At 62.3% G+C, this 25,559-nt stretch carries 23 protein-coding genes; 8 read left to right on the forward strand and 15 right to left on the reverse strand.

The window, feature by feature from the left end; translation table 11 throughout:
• Nucleotides 1-36: 36 nt before the first annotated feature.
• Nucleotides 37-498, forward strand: coding sequence for a preQ(1) synthase (queF, locus tag ACO07C_RS07700; protein ID WP_421913589.1), 462 nt, complete (start codon nt 37-39; stop codon nt 496-498).
• A gap of 8 nt (nt 499-506) precedes the next feature.
• Here the strand turns inward: queF and ACO07C_RS07705 are convergent, their stop codons facing one another.
• The 4 genes from ACO07C_RS07705 to ACO07C_RS07720 all read right to left on the reverse strand — a co-directional run bounded on the left by ACO07C_RS07705 (nt 507) and on the right by ACO07C_RS07720 (nt 4,881).
• Nucleotides 507-1,034: a hypothetical protein gene (locus tag ACO07C_RS07705; protein WP_421913590.1), complete on the reverse strand. Its 528-nt coding sequence runs from the start codon at nt 1,032-1,034 to the stop codon at nt 507-509.
• A 28-nt stretch (nt 1,035-1,062) separates the two neighbouring features.
• Nucleotides 1,063-1,542 carry a DUF3828 domain-containing protein gene (locus ACO07C_RS07710; protein WP_421913591.1) on the reverse strand — a complete coding sequence of 160 codons (480 nt, stop codon included), beginning with the start codon at nt 1,540-1,542 and terminating at the stop codon, nt 1,063-1,065.
• A gap of 95 nt (nt 1,543-1,637) precedes the next feature.
• Nucleotides 1,638-3,287 (reverse strand): ABC transporter substrate-binding protein, encoded by a 1,650-nt coding sequence (locus ACO07C_RS07715; RefSeq protein WP_421913592.1) that lies wholly within the window; start codon nt 3,285-3,287, stop codon nt 1,638-1,640.
• A 43-nt stretch (nt 3,288-3,330) separates the two neighbouring features.
• The gene (locus ACO07C_RS07720) at nt 3,331-4,881 is read right to left on the reverse strand and encodes a trimethylamine methyltransferase family protein (protein ID WP_421913593.1); all 1,551 of its coding nucleotides are present in this window, start codon (nt 4,879-4,881) and stop codon (nt 3,331-3,333) included.
• Between the two features lie 91 nt (nt 4,882-4,972).
• On the opposite strand from ACO07C_RS07720, the gene ACO07C_RS07725 reads away from it, so the two are divergent.
• The 3 genes from ACO07C_RS07725 (at nt 4,973) to mutL (ending at nt 8,773) form a co-directional block, all read left to right on the forward strand.
• Complete coding sequence (locus ACO07C_RS07725) at nt 4,973-5,875, forward strand: LysR substrate-binding domain-containing protein (protein WP_421913594.1); 903 nt, start codon at nt 4,973-4,975, stop codon at nt 5,873-5,875.
• Between the two features lie 84 nt (nt 5,876-5,959).
• On the forward strand, nt 5,960-6,811 hold the full coding sequence (locus ACO07C_RS07730; protein WP_421913595.1) for a hypothetical protein: 852 nt from the start codon (nt 5,960-5,962) through the stop codon (nt 6,809-6,811).
• Between the two features lie 72 nt (nt 6,812-6,883).
• Nucleotides 6,884-8,773, forward strand: coding sequence for a DNA mismatch repair endonuclease MutL (gene mutL, locus ACO07C_RS07735; protein ID WP_421917460.1), 1,890 nt, complete (start codon nt 6,884-6,886; stop codon nt 8,771-8,773).
• Between the two features lie 71 nt (nt 8,774-8,844).
• Here mutL and ACO07C_RS07740 read toward each other — a convergent pair whose 3' ends face one another.
• Nucleotides 8,845-9,738 carry a DMT family transporter gene (locus ACO07C_RS07740; protein WP_421913596.1) on the reverse strand — a complete coding sequence of 298 codons (894 nt, stop codon included), beginning with the start codon at nt 9,736-9,738 and terminating at the stop codon, nt 8,845-8,847.
• A 90-nt stretch (nt 9,739-9,828) separates the two neighbouring features.
• On the opposite strand from ACO07C_RS07740, the gene ACO07C_RS07745 reads away from it, so the two are divergent.
• A complete protein-coding gene (locus ACO07C_RS07745) occupies nt 9,829-10,755 on the forward strand; it encodes a LysR substrate-binding domain-containing protein (RefSeq protein ID WP_421913598.1) in 927 nt (308 codons plus the stop codon).
• Between the two features lie 105 nt (nt 10,756-10,860).
• Here the strand turns inward: ACO07C_RS07745 and ACO07C_RS07750 are convergent, their stop codons facing one another.
• From ACO07C_RS07750 to ACO07C_RS07770, 5 genes are all read right to left on the reverse strand, one after another.
• Nucleotides 10,861-11,730 carry a patatin-like phospholipase family protein gene (locus tag ACO07C_RS07750; protein WP_421913599.1) on the reverse strand — a complete coding sequence of 290 codons (870 nt, stop codon included), beginning with the start codon at nt 11,728-11,730 and terminating at the stop codon, nt 10,861-10,863.
• Nucleotides 11,720-13,072 carry a M16 family metallopeptidase gene (locus ACO07C_RS07755; RefSeq protein ID WP_421913600.1) on the reverse strand — a complete coding sequence of 451 codons (1,353 nt, stop codon included), beginning with the start codon at nt 13,070-13,072 and terminating at the stop codon, nt 11,720-11,722. Before ACO07C_RS07755 ends, ACO07C_RS07750 begins: the two co-directional genes overlap by 11 nt.
• A gap of 3 nt (nt 13,073-13,075) precedes the next feature.
• Nucleotides 13,076-14,446, reverse strand: coding sequence for a M16 family metallopeptidase (locus ACO07C_RS07760; protein ID WP_421913601.1), 1,371 nt, complete (start codon nt 14,444-14,446; stop codon nt 13,076-13,078).
• A gap of 102 nt (nt 14,447-14,548) precedes the next feature.
• The gene (gene rsmD / locus ACO07C_RS07765; protein WP_421913602.1) at nt 14,549-15,103 is read right to left on the reverse strand and encodes a 16S rRNA (guanine(966)-N(2))-methyltransferase RsmD; all 555 of its coding nucleotides are present in this window, start codon (nt 15,101-15,103) and stop codon (nt 14,549-14,551) included.
• A 30-nt stretch (nt 15,104-15,133) separates the two neighbouring features.
• Nucleotides 15,134-17,290: a pseudouridine synthase gene (locus tag ACO07C_RS07770; protein WP_421913603.1), complete on the reverse strand. Its 2,157-nt coding sequence runs from the start codon at nt 17,288-17,290 to the stop codon at nt 15,134-15,136.
• Nucleotides 17,291-17,470: 180 nt separating this feature from the next.
• Here ACO07C_RS07770 and ACO07C_RS07775 point away from each other — a divergent pair, with 180 nt between their 5' ends.
• Complete coding sequence (locus tag ACO07C_RS07775) at nt 17,471-17,923, forward strand: nucleoside deaminase (RefSeq protein WP_421917461.1); 453 nt, start codon at nt 17,471-17,473, stop codon at nt 17,921-17,923.
• 19 nt (nt 17,924-17,942) lie between these two features.
• Here ACO07C_RS07775 and ACO07C_RS07780 read toward each other — a convergent pair whose 3' ends face one another.
• Nucleotides 17,943-18,623 carry a hypothetical protein gene (locus ACO07C_RS07780; RefSeq protein WP_421913604.1) on the reverse strand — a complete coding sequence of 227 codons (681 nt, stop codon included), beginning with the start codon at nt 18,621-18,623 and terminating at the stop codon, nt 17,943-17,945.
• A gap of 198 nt (nt 18,624-18,821) precedes the next feature.
• Nucleotides 18,822-21,812 (reverse strand): isoleucine--tRNA ligase, encoded by a 2,991-nt coding sequence (gene ileS, locus ACO07C_RS07785; RefSeq protein ID WP_421913605.1) that lies wholly within the window; start codon nt 21,810-21,812, stop codon nt 18,822-18,824.
• Nucleotides 21,813-21,866: 54 nt separating this feature from the next.
• Here ileS and ACO07C_RS07790 point away from each other — a divergent pair, with 54 nt between their 5' ends.
• Entirely contained in the window at nt 21,867-22,112 is a 246-nt protein-coding gene (locus ACO07C_RS07790; protein WP_421913606.1) for a hypothetical protein, read from the forward strand.
• Here ACO07C_RS07790 and ACO07C_RS07795 read toward each other — a convergent pair.
• Complete coding sequence (locus tag ACO07C_RS07795) at nt 22,102-22,908, reverse strand: MipA/OmpV family protein (RefSeq protein ID WP_421913607.1); 807 nt, start codon at nt 22,906-22,908, stop codon at nt 22,102-22,104. The two genes, ACO07C_RS07790 and ACO07C_RS07795, sit on opposite strands and share 11 nt — an antisense overlap.
• Before the next feature lie 198 nt (nt 22,909-23,106).
• On the opposite strand from ACO07C_RS07795, the gene ACO07C_RS07800 reads away from it, so the two are divergent.
• Nucleotides 23,107-23,661 (forward strand): HdeD family acid-resistance protein, encoded by a 555-nt coding sequence (locus ACO07C_RS07800; RefSeq protein ID WP_421913608.1) that lies wholly within the window; start codon nt 23,107-23,109, stop codon nt 23,659-23,661.
• 21 nt (nt 23,662-23,682) lie between these two features.
• Here the strand turns inward: ACO07C_RS07800 and ACO07C_RS07805 are convergent, their stop codons facing one another.
• The gene (locus ACO07C_RS07805; protein ID WP_421913609.1) at nt 23,683-24,666 is read right to left on the reverse strand and encodes a bifunctional riboflavin kinase/FAD synthetase; all 984 of its coding nucleotides are present in this window, start codon (nt 24,664-24,666) and stop codon (nt 23,683-23,685) included.
• Between the two features lie 9 nt (nt 24,667-24,675).
• A complete protein-coding gene (locus tag ACO07C_RS07810; protein ID WP_421917462.1) occupies nt 24,676-25,536 on the reverse strand; it encodes a TIGR01459 family HAD-type hydrolase in 861 nt (286 codons plus the stop codon).
• Nucleotides 25,537-25,559: the final 23 nt, after the last annotated feature.

The following is a 25,559-nucleotide window of genomic DNA, read 5'->3' on the forward strand; positions in this document are numbered from 1 at the left end:
TGCTAATGAGCGGCAACCCCAATGAGGCCAGCGCCCATGACCATCACCAAAGACCTTACCCAACTCGGCACACGCGTCGAGGCGCCACAGAGCCCAGAAGCAGCGGTCCTGGAAATCGTACCCTTCGCGCGCGGTGACGGGCCGCCGGCCATCGTGCGCTTTACCTGCCCGGAGTTCACCTCGCTGTGCCCAGTCACCGGCCAGCCGGACTTCGCCCATATCGTCATCGACTACGCGCCGGACACGGCTCTGGTGGAATCCAAGTCGCTCAAGCTGTTCATGACCTCGTTTCGCAACCACGGCGCCTTCCACGAAGAGTGCACCGTGATGATCGGCCGGCGCATTGTGGCGGCGACCAAGCCCTTGTGGTTGCGCATTGGCGGCTATTGGTATCCGCGCGGCGGCATTCCGATCGACGTGTTCTGGCAAACCGGCGTACCTCCCGAAGGCGCCTGGCTGCCCGATACCGGTGTCGCGCCCTATCGCGGTCGTGGCTAGTCGCGCACTCATTCACATTGGTACTGGCTGAGCGCCCATTCGCCGGTCACCGACAACAGGTCGGATATCTTCCAGTCGCCACCGACCTTCTTGAGTTTCCATTCCAGGCGATGTGGGTTGCCGGCCACCACGAAGGCGACGATGACCTTGGCTTCATCGCCATTGACGGATTCGAGCGTCTTGAAACTCTTGTCGATAGCGTCCTTGTCATAATCCACATTGTCCAACGCCATGTTGGGATCGAGGCACTCGCCCTGCCCCGACTTCCGCAGCGCATCGCTCTTGTCGAGCACTGTTTTCGCCGGGTCGACGAAATGACTGCGCTGGGCCGGATCGATCTCGAGCCCAAGGTGCTCGTAGAACGGCTTCACCACGGCCGTCGGCGAACCTGGCAGGATGGGTGCCGCAGGCGTGCTTTCCGCCGGGGCCGATGGCGCGGATGGACTTGGCGCGGGCGCATTTGCCGCTGGCGCGCCAAGCAGCCCCTCCGCCGAGGTACCGCCGCTCAAACCCGCCATCACAAGGCAAACGGTCATCCAAACCCGACAGCGACCGGCCATGGCATCACTCCGGGTCCTGCCCCGCGACGCACTCAAGCTTGCTGAGTGTCCAGTCGCTTGTCTTAGAGGCGATGTCGGCGATCTTCCACTTGCCATCGATCTTTTTCAGGGTCCAATGCATCTCCCGCCCGGCATCGTCACCTTCGGCAAAGAGCTTGAAATTCGCCGTCACCTCGGCGTTGTCACCGTCAATTTTTTCCGAAAGTTTCAGGGTCCTCGACAGGGTCTTCTGGTCGAAATCCTGTGCATCGAGACCTGGATCGAAATCGATGCAGGCGACCTGGTCAGGGTTCTTCTTCGTCGCCTGGTCATTCAGATCGAACAATTTGGTGACCGGCTCGGTGAAACGATCCCGGTATTGAGCGTCAGCCTCGAACTTGACCTCCGGCACATAGAAGAACTTCACCGCGTCGGAGGCAGGTCCGGCAAGGGCCGCGACAGGCGCGGCGATCGAAAGAATGGCAGCAAGAAGCGGCAGTTTCATGCATTTCCCCAGATGCTGGACGATTGTGTCAATCAGTACCACGCATCTTGCATATCGGCTTTTTTACGGCTCATGAAGGCCTGCCGCTCCTTGTTTCAGCTGTCCAGCCAGACGTTCTGGAGATCCATTTCGTAGGTCTGGTGAATCCCGTAATTCTTTACCTTCTTGTTCATGTGGCAGTAGAGCTTCTGCCAGAACGGCTGGATGATGACGCCTGAATCCTGCAGGATCTGCTCGACATCCTTCATGACCTCCTTGCGCTTGGCGACATCGACAAGCGAGAGCGCCTGCTGGAGCTTGGCGTCAAATTCAGGATTGGAGTAGGCCGATTCATTCCAGGCTTCGCCGGTGCGATAACCCAGCGCCAGCACCTGAACGCCAAGCGGGCGCATGTACCAGATCGTCATCGAATAGGGATATTTCGTCCAGTCGTTCCAGAAGGTCGAACCCGGCAGCACTGTCCGCTTGACCTTGATGCCAGCATCGCGCAACTGGCCGGCGATCGCATCGCCCGTGTTCTTCTGCCACTCGTCCTCGACTGTGATCAGTTCATGCTCGAAGTCGGCCTGTCCGGCGTCCGCCATCAGCTTCTTGGCGCCGGCCGCGTCCCGCGTCTTCTTGGGCAGCGGATAGTATTCCGGATGGATCGGGCTGACATGGTGGTTTTCGCCTACCGTGCCGCGACCGTTGTAGCCGAGCTGCAGCACCGCATTGTTGTCGACCGCCATCTGCAATGCGTTGCGCACGCGCTTGTCGTCATAGGGCTTGTGGGTTGTGTTCGTTCTCGCGACCAGTGTGGTCGCCGTCGCGACTTCTGATTTCACCAGTCCCATCTTGTCGAGTATGTCGATGAAATCGGATGGCGTCTCGAAATTGAGGTCGATCTCTCCAGAGTCGAAGGCACTTACCGACGCGTTGAAGTCTGTGCCGTAGTCGATGAATTCGACGCTATCGAGCGGTGCTTCGCCACCCCACCACTTCCCGTTCTCGCGGCGCTTGACCACCGCTTTCTGACCGACCGAGTAAGACACCAGTTCGAAAGCCCCGGTCCCGATCGGCTTCTTGATCGGATCCGCGCCATCGGCATCGAAATTGCGGTGAACGACGAGCGCCGGGTAGTCGGTGAAGCCCGGGATGATTGCGATGTCGGGCTCGGAAAGCTTCAGCTTGACCGTGTGGTCGTCGACCTTGGTGATCGCACCGTCCTTGGCCTTGCCGGTCTTTGCGTCGATCAACGCGCCAACGCGTGCGGCCATGGAATTGCCGGCGGCACCCTTCTCGCACCAGCGGTTCAGATTGGCGACCACGTCGTCGGCGTTGAATGTATCGCCATTGTTCCAGGCAATGCCCTTGCGAAGATGCAGCGTATACTCGGTGGCATCGTCATTCACGTCCCAGCTTTCGAGCAGGACGGGCTCGAATGTGAACTGTCGGGTATAGCGGACGAGCGGCTCCAGCCAGCTGCGGGTGACGTTCGCCATCTCGGTCCAGTCGTAAGTGCGAGGATCCTTCTGCGCCTTGACCGACATCGCGACATGCAGCGTTCCGCCCTTCTTCGGCTCGTCGGCCAGGGCCTTGCTCGGCGCGGCAAGGCCGATCATGCCGTAGGCAAGGGCTGTCGACGCGCCAAAGGCGCTTGCCAGCGCCAGGAACTCGCGTCGATCCATCTGGCCCGCGCGCACTTCTTTCGCCATCGCCTCGATGGCCTCCGGCACGCGATCTCCATTGCTTCTGAAAAGCGTCATTTCTTGCTCCATTGTGGTTCCCATTGGGTCTTCGCCCTTTGCATCAACTGACTGTGTCCGGCAGCTTCTCCTCACGCCGTGCGATGAGATCCCTGAGACCCTCGGCAATGCCCTCATCAAGCTTCGGCTCTTCGTAATCGGCCAGCATGTTGCGCGCTTTCTCGCGGCCGCGTGTGTCGTGGTCCTTCGCCCCCTCGGCCTTCCACTGTTCGAACGAGTTGAAGTCCATGATGCTGGGCATGAAGAAAGCGGACTCGAAATGCTCGAGCGTGTGCTGGGTGCCCAGGAAATGGCCCTGCGGCCCGACCTCACGGATCGCCGCCATCGCTTCCTTGAAATCGTCGAACGGCAGCCCGCCGGCATATTTGTACCAGCCTACAAGCTGTTCGCAGTCGGTTGCGAATTTCGAGTAGCCGCAGGTCAGGCCGGCCTCCAGCCATCCGGCGGAATGCCAGATGTAATTGGCGCCGGACAGTATGGCGGCGTGCATCAGCATGTTCGATTCATAACCCGCTTGGGCGTCGTTCAGCTTCGAACCGACGTGGAAGCCGGAGGTGCGCCATGGCAGCCGATACTTTCGCGCCAGTGCGCCCATCAGATACATCATCTGGGCAGCTTCCGGCGTACCGCCCATCGGAGCGCCGGTCTTCATGTCGACCGTGACCATGAACTGTCCATAGATCTGCGGCGAGCCGGGACGAATGAGCTGGGTGAATGCCACGCCGGCCAACGCCTCCGCGTTCACCTGCGCCACCGCGCCGACGGCGGAGGCCGAAGTCGAGGCGCCGCAGAGTGCGAAAGGAGCTAGGATCAGCGGCTGGTTGTGACGCGCATAGACCTTCATGGCGTCCAGCATGGTGGCGTCCCACACAAGAGGCGAATTGCAATTGGTGATCGATACCAGGACCGGGTTGTCTCGGACAAAATCCTCGCCGAACACTATGCCTGCCATCGCCATGGTGTCCTCGGCCCGGTCCTTGGAGGTCACGATGCCCATGAATGGCTTGTCGGAGTGCTTCAGCGCCGAATGGATGATGTGGAGGTGACGCTTCGGCACGGCGATTTCCATCGGCTCGCAGATGATCGAGCTCGAGGAATGCAGCGCCGGCGCCATGTAGGCGAGCTTGTGGAAGTTGTTGAGGTCGGCCAGCGTGCCGTAGCGCCTGTTGTTGTCGAGGTCGCGCACGTAGGGTGCGCCATACATCGGCACGAAGATCGAATTGTTGCCGCCGACGCGGACCGAACGCTCAGGGTTGCGCGCGTTGAGCGTGAATTCGGATGGGACCTTAGAGACAAGCTCCATGAGGAGAGCACGGTCGATGCGGACGCGTGTCTCGGAGACGTCTGCTCCGGCCGCCTTCCACATGGCGATCGCCTCGTCGTCGCGGAACTCGCAACCGACCTCTTCGAGAATCGAGAGCGACTCCTCGTGGATCAGTTCTACAGCCTCGTCCGGAACCATCTGGTAGACCGGAATCTTGCGCACCAAAGTCGGGAACGACGCGATTGGCACGGCGCGAAGCGCTTTCCGTCCAAGACGACCACCGCCCCGGCGATGAGTGGGTTCGGTCAATTCAGCGGCGGGTGCGTTCATGAGGCCTCCTAGCGTCCATCCCAGCCAAGTTAGAGAGATGAAACCTGGCTGTGACGCTGGAAAATCCTGATCTTTTGTATAAGCTGAGCTTATGCGAAGCCTGCGCCACCTGCTGCCTTCGGCTGGCAGCCTCATCGTCTTCGAAGCCGCCGGGCGGTTGTCGAGTTTCACCGCCGCCGGGCGCGAGCTCGGCATGACCCAGGCGGCCGTCTCCTACGCGGTGCGCGGGCTGGAGGAACAACTCGGCGCCACGCTCTTCCAGCGCCGCCATCGCCAGGTGACACTGACCGAGGCCGGCGAGCGCTTCCACGCCGACGTCTCGCTTGGCCTTTCGCATATCCGCAAGTCGGCCGAGGATCTGCGCCTGCAAGCGACCGGCGGCCATGTAACGCTGGCCGCGTCAACCGCTTTCGGCTCCTTCTGGATGATGCCACGCCTGCAGCAGTTCCGAGACGAACTGCCGGGCATCGACCTGCGGATCCAGACGGCCGATCGCGACCTCGACATCATCGCCGAAGGCATTCCGCTCGCCGTACGCGGCGGCGAGCCGCGCGACTGGGCGGACTATCATTCGTTGCCGCTCGCCGACGAGGAAATCTTCCCGGTCGCGGGGGCGAGCTATCTGGCGAAGTTCGGCATGCCCAGGACAGTCAAGGAATTGTCCACCCACCGTCTCATACATCTGGAAGAACCCTACCGCGAGGCGGCGAGCTGGGACGAATGGTTCCAATCCGCCGGCGGCAGCCTAGACGATACAGCGCGCGGCCTGCGTATCAACGACTATGGCCTTGTCATCCAGGGTGTCATGGAAGGTCAAGGCATAGCACTCGGCTGGCGGCATCTCGCCGAACGGCTGCTGGCAACGGGCCTGCTGGTGCCGGTCACGGATCATGTGCTGAGAACCGGCAAGGCCTTCTATGTCGTATGGCCGAAGAACCGGGAGCTCGGCGACAACGCCCGCAAAGTGCGGGACTGGTTGGCGGCGCAGGCGTGAAAGAAAAATGGTTGCATCCCGAAAATTCAATCTACCGGAGGTAGTCGCCCTGGTTTATTGAGTGATTCTGGGACGGGGGTAACTATGATCGCTAAGTTCGGTGGCCATCTCGGCGTTGGTATATCTGGCCTGATTTCTTTTTCCTTGGTCGTGCTAGCCGTAATAGCCGTCAACCATCTGACAGGCTTCAACATTTTTTTATTCGGCTTATGGGTGATCATTCCCGCTGGGGCGTTGCTGACGGGAGTGGCTGCAACATCCGGCTACTATTTCGGCGGCCTGTATTTTCATACTAGACCCACATGGTTCCTGTTTGTTCAAATCGTGGTTGCAGCCGCTACGGCGCAATTTGTCATCTACTATGGTGAATATCGCTCGCTGGTTCTCGACGACGGCACGATGGCTTCCGATGCCATAGGGTTTTGGGACTATCTCGATGGATATCTCCGATCGATGCATATCAGGACCGGACATGGCGGCCATATCGACACAGGCGAAGTCGGCGATTTCGGCTACTGGCTGGCGGTGATAGATTTTATCGGATTTATGCTCGGAGGGTTTTTCGTCTTCTTCATGCTGCAGAATTCGCCCGGCTGCTGGAAATGCAGCCGGTACCTCCGGAAAATAAGCAGGACAGCCCAGATGTTTGCAGACCATGGGCAGTTCGCGGAATATTACGACACTCTTTTCAAGCACCCCGTCGGCAGCAAGGCTTTCGCGGACTTGATGAAAGGCAGTCCCAAAGTCCGCAAACCCGCGGTGGATACGGTCATGATCGCATCGGATCTTCTCGGCTGTACACATTGCAATACGCAGTTGCTCACCCAGAACGTTGAAATCCTGGGAAAGAAGGGGTGGAAGGACATTCCGAAACTGACCCGGCACGTCCGACTGCCGGACGGGGTCGATTTGCGGCAGGTGGTGAAACCGTTCTGATTTCCATGACGGCAGAGGGCCCGACACAATTGGCCTATGCGCAGCGACGGCGAATCCGCCTATAGTGGCAAGATGCCTATTCGCCAGCTTTCCGAAACGATGATCAACCAGATCGCCGCTGGCGAAGTCATCGAGCGTCCGGCCAGCGTGGTCAAGGAACTGGTAGAGAACGCACTTGATGCCGGTGCTTCGCGCGTCGAGATCGTCACCGCCGGCGGCGGGCTGAACCTGATCCGCGTCACTGACGACGGATCGGGCATCCCCGAGCAGGAACTGGCGCTGGCCATCGCGCGTCATTGCACATCGAAGCTCTCCGAGAACATCCACGACATCCGTTCACTCGGCTTCCGTGGTGAAGCCCTGCCGTCGATCGGCTCGGTGTCGCGGCTGTCGATCCGCTCGCGCACGACGAGCGGCGACAGCGCCGCCGAGATCGGCATCGAGGGCGGCCGCGTCTCCGCGGTCAGGCCGGCGGCGGCCAATCTCGGCACGACGGTGGAGGTGCGCGACCTGTTCTTCGCCACTCCGGCCCGACTCAAATTCATGAAGGGCGAGCGCGCCGAAAGCTCTGCCATCAGCGATGTGGTCAAGCGCATCGCCATTGCCTTCCCCTCGGTGCGCTTCACGCTCGCCGGCACCGACCGCTCGACGCTGGAGCTTTCGGCGACGGACGATAGCCCGGAAGGCAGCCTGCGCCGCGTCGCGCAGGTGATGGGGGCCGACTTTCCCGCCAATTCCATCGCCATCGATGCCGAGCGCGAAGGCGTTCGCCTGACCGGCCATGTCTCGATCCCGTCCTTCACCCGCGCCAATGCCTTGCAGCAATATGCCTATGTCAACGGCCGGCCGGTGCGCGACAAGCTGATTGCTGGAGCCATTCGCGGCGCCTTCGCCGACGTGCTGCCGCGTGACCGGCATGCGGTTACCGTGCTGTTCCTGACGCTCGATCCGGCCATCGTCGACGTCAACGTGCACCCGGCCAAGGCCGATGTGCGCTTCCGTGACCCCGGCCTTGTGCGAGGGCTGATCGTCGGCGCCATCCGCCAGGCACTTGCCGATGCCGGTATCCGCGCGGCGACCACCGGGGCGGCCGGAATGATGGCAGCGTTCCGGCCGGGCGCCGCATCCTATGGTCACGGCGGTCCGGCAAACGGCCATCGCAGCTACGAGGCGGCCTACAGGGCATCCGGTTCGGCCGGTTTTGATCCGTCCCGTTCATCGCAGCGTCCCCTCGATATGGGATTTGAAGGCGGTCGCTTTGACGATCCCGCGTCCAGAAACCATGGGTTCGGCGAGAATGAGCAAGCCGCGTTCGACCCGGGCTCCCTTCACAGTGCCGACGCACGCGCTGGCCAAGCCGAAACAGCGGAGACATTGCTCGGCATGGCGCTGGGTGCGGCCCGCGCCCAGGTGCATGAAAACTACATTGTCGCGCAGACCAGGGACTCCCTGATTATCGTCGACCAGCACGCGGCGCATGAGCGGCTGGTCTACGAAGCGCTGAAGAACGCGTTGCATTCGCGCGCCGTGCCGTCGCAGATGCTGCTTCTGCCGGAGATCATCGACCTGCCGGAAGAGGATGCCGAGCGTCTGGCCATGCATTCGGAGACGCTCGCCCGCTTCGGGCTCGGAATCGAGCGCTTCGGGCCTGGCGCGGTGGCGGTGCGAGAAACGCCGTCCATGCTCGGCGAGACCAACGTCCAGCAACTGGTGCGCGACCTTGCCGACGAAATCGCCGACAACGACACGGTCGAGACGCTGAAGGAGCGTCTGGACAAGATCGCCGCGACCATGGCCTGCCACGGCTCGGTGCGCTCCGGCCGTCTGCTCAAGGCCGAGGAGATGAACGCGCTGCTGCGCCAGATGGAAGCGACGCCCGGATCCGGCACCTGCAATCACGGCCGCCCGACCTATATCGAGCTCAAGCTTGCGGATATCGAGAGGCTGTTTGGCAGGCGCTAGTTTCGCAAAGCGCGAAATGAGCAGCCGCGCGCCGGCTGTTGTGAGTCAGGAACCCCGTCCAAGCTTTTGAACTACCTCTTCAAATTGACCACAATCACTCCGCCCAGCGCCAACGCGCCCCCGACGATGCCCAGCAGCGTCGGCACTTCACCCAGCCAGAAGAAGCCGATCAGGGCAGACATGGGTGAAACCAGGTAGAGGAAGTTCGAGGCACGCGACGCCGGCAAGCGCGACAGGGCGGTTGCCCAGGCGGCGTACGCGATGAGGCTGGGCACGATGCCGAGATAGATGACGGCGCCGAGGCCCGCGGTGTTGGCGATGGCGGCCTGTGACAGCGCGCTCGGCAGGAAGGGCGACAGGCAGAGTGCTCCAAGCACCATGTTCGAGGCCGAGATGGTCAGCGGATGATGGCGGGCAAACAGAGGCTTCTGGACGATGGTGTTGACGGCTGAACACAGCGCGGACCCAAGCACCAGCAAAGCGCCTGCGTTGAAATGCAAGCCATGCCCGTCGGCCATGGCTATGAGGCCGATGCCGGCGAAAGAAATGATGGTTCCGGCCCACGCCATGCCGGAAAAGCGTTCGCCGAGCAGAGCCATCGCCATGATCGCGGTGAAGATCGGGCTGACGTTTATGATGAAGCCGGCGGCGCCGGCCGAGACGGTCAATTCGCCGAAATTGAGCATTGCAGTGTAGAGCGCGACGAAAATGGCGCCGCCAAAGGCCAGGCGCCACAGTTCGTCGAGCCTGGGCAACGCCGGACGTTTGACCGCAAGAAAGAGGGCAGCGGGCACCGCGGCGATGGCAAAGCGCAATGCGCCCAGTTGAAGGGGCCCGAAGGCGGCGAGCCCAGCACGGATCGCCGGAAAGGCGGATGCCCAGCCAACCACCGTCAGCGCCACGGCGACAACTGCCGTCGTATCCATGCGCTGTGTCGGATTCGACGTGCTGGTCATTGCGCTCATCTCACTATCCTCGTGTGCTTCGACCTGAAGCGGACAGAACGCCTTTTCCTGCCGATTGACAAACGACCAAATCGAGGATCACCTGTGACCATGGATCACAGCTCAGATACGATGGTGCCGCTCGAAACGCTCCGCGCCTTTGATGCGGCGGCGCGAACCGGCAGCTTTTCGGCGGCGGCCGACAGGCTCAACATCACCCATGGCGCCGTCAGCCGGCAGATCGCCAAACTGGAGGCCTGGCTGGGTCTAAAGGTGTTTGATCGCGGCGCGCGCGGCGTAACGCTGACAATCGAAGGCAATAGGCTGCATCTGCGCACGGCCGAGGCGTTCGCGCTGATCTCCAGCCATTCCGACCGCTGGGTCGAGCCGCGCGGCACGGCCGTGGTGCGGCTGACCTCCATACCCTCGATCAGCGGGCTGTGGCTCATGCCGCGAATGGCGGCGCTGGAGAACGATCCGACCAGGCTGCGCATCGTACTCGAGGTCGACATCCGCCAGGCCGACCTTGCCGACGAAGGCATAGATCTCTCGATCCGCTGCGGGCGTGGCAGCATTCCGGGGCGTGTCTCGGTGCAACTGTTCGAAGAACAGGTGTTTCCGATCGCATCGCCGGAGCTTGCCCGCGAGATCGGACGCGGCGATCCGGCCCGCCTGCTCAAATTTCCACTGATCAATGATTCCGATGCCTCGGGATGGCGCGCCTGGTTTGCGGCGCAAGGCATGGATTACCGCCCTCGCCCGCAGGATCGTCGCTTCGAGGATTACAATCTGGTGCTCGACGCCGCCGCCTATGGGCTCGGCATCGCGCTGGCGCGACCGCCGCTGACCGGGCATCAACTGAAATCCGGCCGGATCGTCGCCGTCGACGACCGCACCGCGCTCAATCCGGTTTCCTACTGGCTCGACCGTCCGATCGGACGTCCGCGCACGGCAGCCGCCGATCTGTCGCGACGCATCGCCTCACAGGCCGGGTTGAGTGCCGAAAAGCTCGAAGCGTTCATCGAAGCCGAGCGGTAATCGATCGACACCGAGCCGCAGGGCAGTGCCGCGACAGCGCGACAAGTCCTGCGACCGTCGCCGCCGGCAGCCCGGCAGCCAACGCGGTGAGCTTGCGTACGCCCGTCAGTCCGACACGGCGCTACGCTTTCCACGTTTGTTCCTGGTGGCCCTTGCCTCCACGACTTTTTCAATCTGCCGCTTCAGTTCGTCCTTGATATCCGCCGTCTCGTTCATCAAGGCGTCGACCTTCATGAAGTCCAGCACACGGTATTTCGACACCGCCGGGCGGATCAATATATCCGGCTGACACTGCTTCAGCTTGTTGGCAATGATCGACTGCATGAGCAGTTGCGTTGCGCCAAACATCAGGTCGACGGAAGTCGGCTGCTTGCCCTCCACCTCCTCAGGTGCCCCGACCACGTCGACAGCAATGATGACGTCAGCATCGTTTTCGATCAGATCGAAGGGCACGGGGTTGTAGATGCCGCCGTCGATCAGCAGCCTTCCATCGCGCAACACCGGGCGAAACACCGCAGGTATCGCGGCTGAAGCGGCAAGGGCTGAATGCAGGTCGCCGTCGTTGAACACGGCGAGCTTGTGGCCGAAATAATCAGTCGCCGTCACCTTCAGCGGGATTTTCAACTCGGCGAATGTTTCGGGAACCGCCTCGGGCAGGAAGGCCTTGAGAATGCGCTCGACATTGAATTGGCTGACCCTCAACCCGCCCTGCATCGCCTCCGCGAAAGTTTCCGGCCGAGCCCTCCACATGCGGCTGGCCACTTCGGTGCGCCGGCCGAGGATCGAACGTGCATAATCGTGGATCTCCTTGCCGGTCATGCCGGACGCCATGCCTGCGCCCATGATGGCGCCGATCGACGAGCCGGCTATCGCCACCGGTTTTATGCCCAGTTCGTCCAAGGCCTCGATGACGTGGATATGCGCCAGTCCGCGCGCGCCGCCGCCGCCAAAGGCGATGCCGAAACTAGCCTCCATTGGCAACCTCGCCGAGCTTCGGCCCGACGACCATGATGGTCGGTTCGGTGGACAACAGCTTCCTGGCAGCAGCCTTGACCTGATCGAGCGTCACGCCGTTGATGTAGGCCGTCCGCCGCTGCATGTAATCGATGCCGAGCTTGTCGACTTGCAGCTGAACAAGGGTCGCGGCGATCGAGCTGGAGGAGTCCAGATTGTTGATGGCGTAGGCGCCGATCATGTATTTCTTGGTCGCTGCCAGTTCCGCCTCGGTCGGGCCTTCCTCGGCCATGCGCTTCACAACTTCACGGACGATGCCAAGTGTCTGTGCTGCCCTGTCCGAACGGGTGCCGGTCGAGATGATCAGCGCGGTGGAATGGTCCTGGTTGATGAGCGACGAGTTGACGCTGTAGGCCAGACCGCGTTTTTCACGAACTTCGTTGAACAGGCGCGACGTGAACGTGCCGCCGCCGAGGATCTCGTTCATCAAGGCAGCCGCGAAGAAATCCGGAGCATCCCGCTTCACTCCCGGATAGGCCAGTTGCAACGAGGTCTGCGGCAAGGCGTAGTTGACCTCGACACGCGCGGCCAGTTTCGGGTCGACATCGGCAACCGGCCGAAGCTGCTGCTTGTCCGGCAGATCGCCGAACAGGAGATCGAGTTTCAGCTTCAGCGTTTCGGCGTCGATGGCGCCCACCACGGCGACATGCAGCCCGCTGCGGGCAAAATTCGCCTTGTGAAAGGCGCGCAGATCGTTTGGCGTGATCGTGGCAATGCTCTGCCTGGTACCCTGATCGGACCGTGCGTAGGGATGGGTGCCATAGAGCGCCTCGGCCCATTTGGTCTGGGCAATCGTATCGGGGTCGTTCTCGCCGGCGATGATGCCGGACAGCACCTGGGCGCGGACACGATCGATCGGCTCCTGGTCGAAACGCGGTTGCGTGATCGCCAGCCGCAAGAGGTCGAACGCCTCGTCCCTGCGCTCGGCCAGCATGCGCATTGACCCATAGGTTCCGTCACGCCGCTCGTCGAAGCTCATTTCCGCGCCGACGTCGTCGAGGCGGATCTGGAAAGCCTCGCTGTCGAGATTGCCCGCACCCTCGTCGAACAGGCCGGTCATCAGATTGGCCAGCCCCTCCTTGCCCGGCGGATCCTGCGTCGAGCCGCCGTCGAAGACGAAGCGGATGGCAATGATCGGCACGGAATAGTCTTCAACAAGCCAGGCGTCGACGCCCTTCGATGACTTGACATCCTGGATGGCCACGTTGGCGCGCGCGGTGACCGCTGGCAGGATCAGAAACAACACCGACAGGAACAGGACCACGATGTGCAGACGGAAACGAATGGTGCCGAGCCGCGTCATCAATCAGTTCCCAGCCTGGGTTTGCGGCAAGAGATAGCCGGTCGTCGATCGGTCGAGGACGAGATAGCGAGCGGCAACGGCCTTGACCTCGTCGGCAGTGACCTTGCGGATGCGATCCGGCCATTGCTGGACATCTTGCACATTGCCACCGGTGGCCAGCGTCGAGCCGTAGATATTGGCCATGGAATCCTGCTTGTCGCGGGCAAAGATCATCGAGCGCACATATCGATCCTTGGCTTTTTCCAGTTCCTCGTCCGTCACGCCATCCTTGGCGATGCGCACCACCTCGGCATCGACCGCCCCCTCGACATCGGCCAATCTGGCATCGCCGCGCGGCGCGCCGTAGACGGTGAAATTGGTATCGTCGAGCATGGTGCCCTGGAAGTAGGCGCCCGCGCTGGAGGCAATGCCCTGCTTGACCACAAGCTGCTGATAAAGCCGGCTGCGCGTGCCGCCGCCCAGGATTTCCGCCAGAAGATCAAGTGCTTCCGCCTCGCCTTCCTTGCCCGAGTGGTAGGACGGAACCACCCATTGCGTGGAGAAGCTCGGCACACTGACGCGGCCGTCGGAGAGCGTTACCGTGCGCTTGGTGTTCTGCTCCGGCTCGACCGGGCGAACCCGCGGCGGCAGATCGGGACCGCGCGCCACCTTGCCGAAGGTCTTCTCGGCCAGCGCCCTGACCGTATCCGGTTCGACGTCGCCGGCCACGATCAGTACGGCATTGTTGGGCCTGTAATACTTGTCGTAGAAGGCGGTGGCGTCAATGCGGTTCAACTGCTCCATCTCCTGCATCCAGCCGATGACCGGAATGCGGTAGGGCTGGTTCTGCCAGAGCGTTGCATTAACCTCTTCATCAAGGACCGCCTGGGGATTGTTGTCGATGCGCATGCGGCGCTCCTCAAGGATCACGTCGCGCTCCGTCTTGATGACATCGTCGGTCAGGATGAGATTGCGCATCCGATCAGCCTCGAAGCTCATCATCTGCTCCAGCGCCTGCGGCGCGACCGTCTCGTGGAATGCCGTGTAGTCGTAGGAAGTGAAGGCGTTGTTGGAGCCGCCAATATCGGACACGGCGCGATCGAACTCGCCGGCCGCATGATTGGTCGTAGCCTTGAACATCAGATGCTCGAAGAAATGCGCTATGCCGGATTTTCCCGGCGGCTCGTCGGCACTGCCGATCTTGTACCAGACCATATGGGTGACGATCGGTGCGCGATGGTCGGGGATGACCACGACTTCCATGCCGTTGTCGAGCAGGAAATCCGTCACCTTCCATTCACTTGGCGCCGTCTCGGCCAGCACCGGGCTGGTCGCAGCGAAAGCCAACGACGTCGCCAGCAGTGCCGCCCGTAGCCATTCAGTCTGAAATGTCATCAATGGCTCCGGTTTGATGGACGGACGATAGGCAAGGTCCTGACGACAAGCAAAGTGATCGTGACTCATTCGCCCGCAAAGGAGGCCGTAAAGAGGCCGACCTCAGTTGGCCTCGATGAAGCGGATGATGGTCTCGCCGTAGTTGCGCTCATCGATGACGGAGAAGCCGGGGCCGGCCTCAAAGGCCACGGCTGCCGCCTCCTCGACGACGCAGAGAGCGCCAGGGCGCAACCAGCCGCCGCTCTTCGCCGACTGCAAGGCGCGTTCACCGAGGCCCTTGCCATAGGGCGGATCGGCGAAGACGAGATCGAAGGGGGCAAGCGTGCCCGCCTCGCCCAGCGCGGTGGCGTCGCGGCGGAATATCTTGGTGCGCCCAGTTAGCCCGAAAGCCTCGACATTGTCGCGGATGAGCCCGCGGCCCTCCGCCGACTCCTCGATGAAGACGCCGTACGCCGCGCCACGTGACAAGGCCTCCAGGCCAAGCGCGCCCGTGCCGGCAAACAGGTCGAGCACGCGCCGGTCCTGAAGCTTCTCCGCGAACCGGTGAGCCAGCACATTGAACACGGCCTCGCGGGCGCGGTCCGTCGTTGGGCGTATGGCGTTGGTGCGAGGCGTTGCCAGCGGGCGCCCTCGAAACTCGCCGCCGACAATCCTCATCTTTTTGCGAGCCTCATATCGCCTTGGGCCTCATCTCGTTCTCGGACCCTTGGGTCCGCCGCGTGGCCGATCATCGCCTGGACGCTCGCCGCGCGGCTTGCCGAATGGCTTTGCGCCGGCAGGCTTGCCATAGGTGGGTTTGAAAGATGCCTTGCGCGCCTTCGCCTCGGCAGCCTTGGCCGCATCGGCCTCCGCCCTGCCCTTGCCGATCGGCCGGGCGCCTGGCGCCATCCAGACATTGGCTTTCCGCTGACCCGGCGGGTCTATCGGCTTCTGCTCGCGTTCTGATTTCTTGCCACCCGGCTTGCCGCCAAAGCCGCCGCGAGGCTTGTCGCCAAAGCCGCCACGCGGTTTGTCGCCGAAACCGCCGCGCTCGGGCCTTGGGCTACGCTCGCCAAAGCTCTTCTCCGGCCCCGCGCTTCTGTCGGGACTTGTCGACAGCTTGCCCAGCGCTTCGTCGCGGCTGTTCTCGCGGCGCTTGCGGTTCTTGATCAGACCGCCCTCGCCGATCGGACGACGCTCGCCATCACGGGTGAATTTCGGCCGCTCGGGCTCTTCTTCGCGCACAGCCTCGCGCCGCACCGGCTTGTTGGAAAACGGCTTGGTGATCTCGGCGTCGAAATTGGCGCCGGATTCCTCAACCAGCCGCTCACCGAGCTGGTCGCGCAGCACGCGGCCCTTGATCTCCAGCACATGGCCTTCGCGCAGATCCTCGAGCTGGAACGGTCCATATGAAATGCGGATCAGGCGCGTGACATCGAGACCAAGCGCACCGAGAATGTTCCTCACTTCGCGGTTCTTGCCCTCGCGCAGGCCAAGCGTCAGCCAGGCATTGGTGCCCTGCTCGCGATCAAGCGTCGCTTCGATGGCGCCGTAGAAGACGCCGTCGACCGCGATGCCTTCGCGCAAGCCGGCAAGCGCGCTTTCCTCGACCTTGCCATGGACCCGCACGCGGTAGCGCCGCAGCCAGCCGGTAGCCGGCAGTTCGAGCACACGCGCCAGTCCGCCGTCATTGGTGAGCAGCAGAAGGCCCTCGGTGTTGATGTCGAGCCGCCCGATCGTCATCAACCGTGGCAGGTCCGTCGGCAACACATCGAAAACGGTCTTGCGGCCCTCGGGATCGCGGTTGGTGGTGACCACACCCGCCGGCTTGTGGAACAGGAAAAGCCGCGTCCGCTCGATCGGAGGAATCTCCATGCCGTCGAGATGGATAACGTCGCCGGGCATGACATTGAAAGCCGGCGAGGCTAGTGCCTTGCCGTTCACCTTTACGCGGCCTGCCGCGATCAGCTCTTCGGCATCGCGGCGAGAAGCCAGGCCGGCACGGGCCAACCGCTTGGCAATGCGTTCGCCTGCCTCCTCGGTTGCTTCGGCCGGGCGCAAGCGTGGCTTGAAACCAGCGCCGCCTGCTCCCTGCGAACGATCGTTGAAATCGCGCTTGGGCCTGTCGCCACCGAAGTCGCGCTTGGGACGATCGGCGAAATCGCGCCTGGGGGCATCACTGAAGTCGCGCTTGGGACGGTCGAAGCGTTTTTCGCCGCCGTCGGCCGAGGCCGGCCGGTCGCCGCGCGGAGCATAGGGCTTGCCGGCTCCATCGCGCTTCACAAACGGCTTGCCTTCCGGCCGTGGCCTGCTGAATGGCCTTTCGGCGCGTGGCGCGTCGCCCTCGGCGGTTGCGCGCGGCCTGTAGACGCGTGCTGGACGCTCACCGTCGGCGACCACAGGACGGTCGCCACGCGCAGCATACGGCTTGCGAGGGCCTTCGCGTTTCTCATAAGGCTTGCCTTCGGGGCGCGGTCCCTTGCTGAACGGTCTTTCGGCGCGTGGAGCGCCGCTTTCCGACGTCGTACGCGGCTTGTAAGCCCTCGCGGGCCTATCACCGTCGGCCGCCATCGGGCGATCTCCACGCGGCGCGTACGGCTTGCGCGGACCTTCGCGCTTTTCGTAAGGCTTGCCCTCGGGGCGCGGTCCCTTGCTGAAAGGCTTGTCGCCGGCCTTGAAGTCCCGCTTCGGCCTCTCGCCATCCGCCGCCAGTGGACGGTCGCCACGCGGCGCATAAGGTTTCTTGGCGCCAAAAGACGGCTTGCCGCCCTTGCCCGCCGCGCCGTCGCGGCCACGCGGCCCTACGGATTTCGTGCCGTTACCCGGACCCTTTTTGGGGCGGAACTTCTTGTCGTTGTCGTCCATGTGGCCTTTGTCCGTTTGCGCTGCTACAGCGTGGCGCATCCTTTCGGACGCGCGCGGGACGCGATAGCACTATTGATTTTGCGCATGATCCGTTCCGAAAACCGAGTCCGATTTTCAGATTGTGCGCTAGATAACAGGATCACCACCGGGTGGCGAGGAGATAATCGGGATGGAACCTGTTTGAAGCGGCCGGATTTCATGGCACTGGCGCTGAAAGAGGCCGAAGCCGCCGGCCAGCGCGGCGAAGTTCCGGTCGGCGCGGTCATCGCCAGCCGCGACACGGTTATTGCCAGCGCCGGGAACCGCACCCGCGAACTTACCGATCCGACCGCGCATGCCGAGATGCTGGTAATCCGGGATGCCTGCCGCAAGCTATCCAGCGAGCGGCTCACCGGGCATGATCTCTATGTGACGCTGGAACCGTGCGCCATGTGCGCAGGCGCCATTTCCTTCGCCAGACTGCGCCGCCTCTATTTCGGCGCCTCGGACGAGAAAGGCGGTGCGGTGGTCAATGGCGCGCGCTTCTTCGCATCGCCAACGTGTCACCATGCGCCAGAAATATATCCGGGCATTGGCGAGACCGACGCGGCTCTTCTTCTGAAGGACTTTTTTCGGGAACGGCGCGATCCCTGACCGGGACAGGCAACCTAGCTTATAGCGAAGGCAGCCAGTCGAACCAGCCGCTGCTTTTCTTGCCTTCCGCCTCTTTCCTGAGACGGCGTTCCTTCTTGAACTCGTCCTCGCCGAGCTGGTCCTTCGGCGCTGTGTCGGCGGCCACACGATAGGCAAGCGGCGGCTCGCTCAGATATTTGCGGGTATTGGGATCGCCCTGCTTGCTCGCGGCTAGGCGACGCTGGATTTCGGCGGCGCGCCCCTTGTCGGAGTCCGCCGGGGTCCATGCAGGCGGATGGCTTGAGCCCGATTCCGCCAGGGCTTTCTTCACCGCTGCGGGATCGGTCTGAACGTCATCGACTATCTGCGACTGATAGGCAGGATCATCCTGGTGCGCGGTAGCATCGGCGCGCAAGCGCGCGCGACGCTGTTCAGGCGATTCGGGCCAGGCAGCGCTGGCCGTCTGGATGCTTTCCTGCGGTGCGGGCAGCGCTTCCTTCTGCCCGGGGGCGGGCTTTACCAGAGTCGGACGCGGCTTGTAGTCGATCTGAGGCTTGGTCTTTGGCACGATCGAAAACGCACCGGTGATATCACCCGCCAACTGGGCGCCCGCGGTCTTGTCGGTACCGTAGGTGGGCGAACCCATGCAGCCCGATAGAGCGAGGCCCGATACGACAAGCGGCGCCAGCAGCGCAAGGCGCGCATTATATCTCTCGGTCATATCAAAAAGTCCCACTCTAGACAGCCTCTCGATCGCCACCGGGCAAAGTCCGGTCCCCATCGCATATGCTCTTCCAACGGAAATCCGGCGACAATTTGTCGTCCGGAGTTTCGCCTATCTATCCCAACCACTCGTTAAGGGCAACGCGCGGACGGCCAGACGTCGCCCGCAGTGGCATTTGTGCACCTGTTTGGACCGTCAAATCCTGCCCAATGCCTTCAACTCATGCAGAACCGCGGCATCGCGCGCCGAGACATCCGGGAATTCCGCGTCCTGCCCGACATCTGCGGTGTAGCGCCATGAACGCGCGCACTTCACCAGGCCGCGTTCCTCGGCTTTCTCGACCACCACGGCAACCCCCTTGACGTCGTCGAGCGTAAAGGCGCCGGCCGGAGCCTTGCCATGAGCAATGACGAGGTCGCTGGTGATCGCCATCTCGGCCATGTCGACATCCGCGATCGCCGCCTCGAGCGACGCATCGTCGAGCGTGACAACCGGCACCGCTTCCAGCGACGAACCGATAACCTTCTGGGCTCGCGCGATCTCAAGCGCGCCGGTGACAACACGGCGCACCTGGCGGACTTTGCGCCATTTTTCCGCCAGCGCCTCGTTCTTCCAGTCCGCCGGGATTTGCGGAAACTGGTCAAGATGCACCGAGACGGCGTCCGGATGCCGGTCGAGCCACGCTTCCTCTGTGGTGAAAGGCAGCATCGGTGCCAACCACTTCACCAGGCAGTCGAACAAATGCCGCACCACCTGCACCGAAGCCTTGCGCTTAACGCTGGAAGGCCCGTCGCAGTAGAGCGCGTCCTTGCGAATGTCGAAATAGAACGCCGACAGTTCGACAACCATGAAATCTAGCAGCGTGCGCGTAATGCGCTTGAATTCGAAGGCGTCATAGCCCGAACGCACGACCTCATCGAGTTCGGCCAGGCGGTGCAGCATCAAACGCTCCAGCTCCGGCAGTGTTTCCAGCGGCATCTCCTCGCCATCGTCATGGGCGAGCGTGCCCAGCATCCAGCGGATGGTATTCCGCAGCTTTCGATAGGCGTCGATATTGGTTTGCAGCACATTCTTTCCGAGCCGCTGGTCCTCCCAATAGTCGGTCGTCACCACCCAGAGCCGCAGGATATCCGCGCCTGACTGCTTGATGACGTCCTGCGGGACCACCGTGTTGCCGAGCGACTTCGACATTTTTCGCCCGTCTTCATCCATGGTGAAGCCGTGGGTGACGACGGTGTCGTAAGGCGCCCTGCCCCTGGTGCCGCAGCTTTCCAGCAGCGAGGAATGGAACCAGCCGCGATGCTGGTCGGAGCCCTCGAGGTAGACGTCGGCCGGCCATTTCAGGTCTGGACGATCTTCCAGCGTGAAGGCGTGCGTCGAGCCCGAATCGAACCAGACGTCGAGAATGTCCATCACCTGCTTCCATTTGGACGCATCGTGATTGCCAAGGAAACGCTCCTTGGCGCCGGCGGCGAACCAGGCGTCGGCTCCCTCCTGCTCGAAGGCATCCATGATGCGCTGGTTGACTGCTTCGTCCTTCAGCACATTGCCGTCGGCGTCGGCGAAGACGGCGATCGGGACGCCCCAGGCGCGCTGGCGCGACAGCACCCAGTCCGGACGCTCCTCGATCATGGCGCGGATACGGTTCTGGCCGGCGGCCGGCACGAAACGCGTGTCGTCGATCGCCTTCAGGGCGCGGCTGCGCAGCGTGGAGCCGTCGCCGAGGTCCTTGTCCATGTAGACGAACCATTGCGGCGTGTTGCGGAAGATGATCGGCTTCTTGGAGCGCCAGGAATGCGGATAGGAGTGCTTCAGCCGGCCGCGCGCGAACAGCGCGTTGCGCTTGATCAGTTCGTCGATGACCGCCTGGTTGGCGTTGCCCTTCTTGCCGTTGTCATCAAGGACGCGCGCGGCCCCGCCCTCACGGTCCGGGCCAAAGCCCGGCGCGTCCTTGGTGAAGAAGCCGCCATCATCGACCGTGAACGGGATCGCTGCATCGATGCCCCGCGCGCGCAAGTCCGATGCCGCATCCATCCAGGCGTCAAAGTCCTCGCGGCCGTGCCCGGGCGCGGTGTGGACGAAACCGGTGCCTGCGTCGTCGGTGACGTGGTCGCCGGCGAGCATCGGCACCGAGAATTCGTAACCGCCCCCCAAACCCTTGAAAGGATGCGAAAGCACAAGGCTTCCAAGCTCTTCGGCGCTGACGTTGCGAAGGTGATTCAACGTGACCTTGGCCTTGTCGGCCGAAGCATCGGCCAGAGCCGCGGCGAAGATCAGCTTTTCACCGGGCTGCGGACCGAAAGCATTCTCCGCGGCCGTAACCTCGTAAAGGCCGTAGCCGATGCGCGGCGAATAACTGACGGCACGATTGCCGGGGATTGTCCAAGGTGTCGTCGTCCAGATGACGACATGAGCCTCCAACAGGTCCAGGGACTTCTCGCTCAGGCCCGGAACCAGTTTGGCGGATTCGCCATCCGGAACGCTGGCGATGGCTATATTGGCCACCGGGAATTTCACCCAGATCGTATCGCTCTCATAATCCTGGTATTCGACCTCGGCCTCGGCCAGCGCGGTGCGCTCGACCACGCTCCACATCACCGGCTTGGAACCGCGATAGAGCTGGCCGGACATGGCGAATTTCAACAACTCGCCGGCGATGCGTGACTCGGCGTGGAACGCCATCGTCGTGTAAGGATTCTTGAAGTCGCCGATGACGCCGAGGCGCTGGAACTCGCCACCCTGCACGGAGATCCAGTGCGCGGCGAACTCCCGGCATTCCCTGCGGAATTCGTTGACCGGCACCTCGTCCTTGTTCTTTCCCTTGGCGCGATACTGCTCCTCGATCTTCCATTCGATCGGCAGTCCGTGGCAGTCCCAGCCCGGGACGTAGTTGGAATCGTAGCCGCGCATCTGGAACGAGCGGGTGATGACGTCCTTGAGGATCTTGTTCAGCGCATGGCCGATATGGATGTTGCCGTTGGCGTAGGGCGGGCCATCGTGCAGCACATACTTTGTGCGGCCGGCAGCGCTCTCGCGCAGCTTGCGGTACAGGTCCATGTCCTGCCAGCGCTTGACCAGAAGCGGCTCCTTCTCCGGCAGGCCGGCACGCATCGGAAAGTCCGTCTGCGGCAAGTAAAGCGTCTTGGAATAGTCGATTGTCGAATTGTTGGGCGTTTCGTCGGTCATTGGTCTGCCATGTGCATGCCCGGCCAGACGGCCTGAGGCGTTGAAGTCTTCGCTTTGACGCATATCGTTTCCCAAAACCGGAGCCACTTCTGGGCAATATGCGTTGATGATCTGGAAAAAGCGCGAGAGGCCGCGCGCAAGATTCCCGGCGGTTCCGGCAGCACTCAGGCTGCCCGAAACACCGGGCCGGTAATTCGTATCGCAATGGCGATGGGACGCGAAAAGCTCGTCATAACCGGGCTTTTAGCGGACAAAGAGGCAAGAATAAAGCGTCTCTTGCTGGATTCGATTACATCGTGAAGTCGAAGCGGTAACTGGTCGATACGCCGATCGTGAACTGGTTGCGATCGCCGCGCTCCCTGACCAGGCTGGAATCGGCGGCCGGTCCCATCAGGCGGGAGTATTCGCCAAACAGGCTGGCCGTCATCGGGTCGGTCACCTTCCAGGTTATGGCGCCGCCGAGACCCGTTGATTTCAACCCACCACCCGGATGGTATTCGCTAAGGCCGGAATCCACGGCTTCCCGCGCGTCGACACCATAATAGGCATCGAAATAGTTGGCCGAGGCGAACGAGACGCGCGGTCCGCCCGAAATCCTGACAGTCGGCGTCACGTCGTAGAAGGCGTCCGCGGCAATATCGGCGACAAAGCCGTTGTGGGCGCGAATGCCGTGCCGCAATTCGGCGCGGGCGCGCAGCCAATCCGTTGGGTAGAATTCGAAGAAGCCACCAACCTCGCCGCCCCAGCGTACAGGGTCGAGGCCCTTCAGCTCATCGTCGCTGCTGCGCGAAAACAGGAATTTTCCGGTCAGGCCAGCCCTCACCCCGCCCTCGTCGATCAGCGCCAGCGAGATGTTGTCGTTACGGGACACGAAACGGGCCTGCGGGCCAGCCTTGCCTAGTGAAATGATCGGCGAAGCACTGAGCAGGTACCGCTTGCCGCCCTCGAAATTCGGCGCGACCATGCCGGTCGCTCCAAGTGTCAGATACCAGTCGCCCGACACCCAACCGAAGGCGCCGTCACCAGCCTCGGCGACGCCAGCCGTACCCAGGATGAAGGTGGCCAGAACCACCGGAATCGTCGGGACAGAACGCATTGCTACTCCGTACACACACAAGGCCCTTCACGATAGCAAGGCTTTGCGTCGGTTTGGTAAAATTTGATTTAAGTTCGACCGATTCCTTGAGCTTTTTTGGCGTGTGCCCGCCGCAGACGCTCGCTGGACGGGCAAGGCCTTCGAGGTTAACGTCCGGATCGGAAACATGCAACGCGACACTCAATGGAGATGGCGGCGATGACCCTGAACAGCGATGCTCTGAAAACCGCGATCGGCCAGACAAGAGCGAAATGGGGATGGTTTGTCGCTCTCGGCGTACTGCTGCTGATCTTCGGCGGCATCGCCTTCGGCAATCTTTTCATCGCCACGGTCGCTTCGGTTTACGTGGTCGGCTGGCTGATGCTGATGGCGGGTGTCATCGAGATCGTGCATGCCTTCGGCGTGAAGACCTGGGGTCGCTTCTTCTACTGGCTGTTGAGCGGGCTTCTCTATGCGGTCGCCGGTTTCTTCGCTTTCGACAATCCGCTTCTGGCCTCCACCGTACTGACGTTCCTGCTAGCGGTGGCGCTTGTCGCTTCCGGCGTGCTCAGGGCCTGGGTCGGCTACAGCCACCGGCCGGAAAGCGGCTGGGGCTGGGTCGTGGCGGCCGGCATCATCAGCGCGCTTGCCGGCCTGATCATCGCCATCGGCTGGCCGGTTAACAGCGTCTGGGTGCTCGGGCTGTTCCTGGCGATCGATCTGATCTTCCAGGGCTGGACCTTCATTGCAGTCGGCCTTGCCCTGAAGAAATAGACCTGCTGTCGAAGCGATAACTCAAAACGCCATGGCGGCGTCGAGTTCGGAAAGCGGCTTGACGCCGGCCAGAAGCGCGCGAGCTTCGGCTTCGTCGCTCTTCATCTGCGCAACCAGAGCGTCCAGCCCATCGAACTTCACCTCGGATCGCAGGAAACCGAAGAAAGATACCCGGCAGATCTCGCCGTAAAGGTCGCCGGAAAAATCGAAGACGAAGGTTTCCAGAAGCGGTGCGCCATTGTCGTCGACGGTCGGTCGGCGGCCGAAGCTGGCGACACCGTCTTGGATCGTGCCGTCGGCGCGGCGAAAGCGGACGGCATAGATGCCTTCCTTCAGTGTCGTTTCCGCAGAAAGCCTCATATTGGCGGTCGGAAAACCGAGCGTGCGGCCGAGCTGCTGTCCGCCAATCACCTTGCCTTCAACAGTAAAGCGATAGCCGAGCAACCCGGCAGCCTCGGCAACGTCCCCCTCGCTCAACAATGCACGGATGCGGCTCGACGACACCACTTCTGCCCCCTCGTCGCGGAAAGCGTCGACCAGCGTGACGCCAAAACCATGACGCTCGCCCGCCGCCATAAGATAGGCGGGACCGCCCTGGCGATCCTTGCCGAAGTGAAAATCGAAGCCAGTCACCGCATGGGTGACGCCAAGATTTGTGTCCAGCACATCGGTCACGAACGCCTCGGCTGACAGGGACGCAAAAGCCCGATCAAAAGGCTGCTCCACGAGTGCGGCAAAACCCAGTTGCGCAAGCAGCCGCGCCTTCATCGGCGGCGGTGTCAGCACACAGAGCGGAATGTCGGGCCTGAATACCTTTCGCGGATGCGGCTCGAAGGTCAGCACCAGAGCCGGCACACCGAGCCGGCGCGCCTCGGCCAGCGCACGCTCGAGCACAGCCTGATGACCGCGATGGACGCCGTCGAAATTGCCGATCGCCACGACGCCGCCGCGCAAATGGGCCGGCAGCGGGGAAACGGCCGAAATGTGTTCGAGGACCTTCGCCATCGGCCGACCCTATCGCAGTCTCGGAATGACGGCGACAGGCCGATAGCCGTGCCTTTCCAAAAAAGCAGCCAGCAAAAGGGGATCCGGCCGCTGCGGATCGCCGTAGTCACGAGCATGGATGCCACCCGACACATAAAGCACGTCGAGCCCGTTGTCGGCGGCCCCCTTCACGTCGGTCATCATGCCATCGCCGATGGCCAGCACTTCCTTTCGCTCGACGGGGCGACCAAGAATGTCGGCAACCTCCGCTAGCGCAACCTCGTAGATCGGGGCGTGGGGCTTGCCTGCGATCAGAGTGCGCCCACCGAGCTGGGCATAGTCACGGGCTAGTGCCCCGGCGCACCATATGATTCGTTCGCCACGCTCCACCACGATATCGGGGTTGGCGCAAATGAAAGGCAGGTTCCTGGCGCGCAGCCTTTGCAAAAGCTCGGCATAGTCCTCTGGCTTTTCGACCTCGTCATCGAAGAGGCCGGTGCAGACAACGCCTGAAGCCTCGAACTCCTCGACAAGCTCGATGTCGAGACCATCATAGATCGTGAGGTCGCGATCGGCGCCGATATGAAAGATCTTTCGTGGCCCTTCAGCGATCAGGTCACGCGTAACGTCACCGGAGGTAACCACCCGGTCGTAAGCCGTGGCCGGTACACCAATCGCATTCATCTGCGCCACCACGTCGGTACTTCTGCGTGGTGAATTGGTGATCAAGACAACAGGGATCCCTGATTCGCGCGCTTCCGCCAGGGCCGAAGCCGCCACGGGGAAATGGCTTTCACCATTGTGGACCACACCCCAGACATCGCAAAGGATTGCCGAATACCCTTTCGACACATGCGCGAGCGAGCCGATGATTTCAGGCGAATCCGCCATGTTGTTTCCTTGAGCAATGATCG

This window comes from Mesorhizobium sp., from assembly GCF_965229135.1.
Taxonomy (GTDB): domain Bacteria; phylum Pseudomonadota; class Alphaproteobacteria; order Rhizobiales; family Rhizobiaceae; genus Mesorhizobium.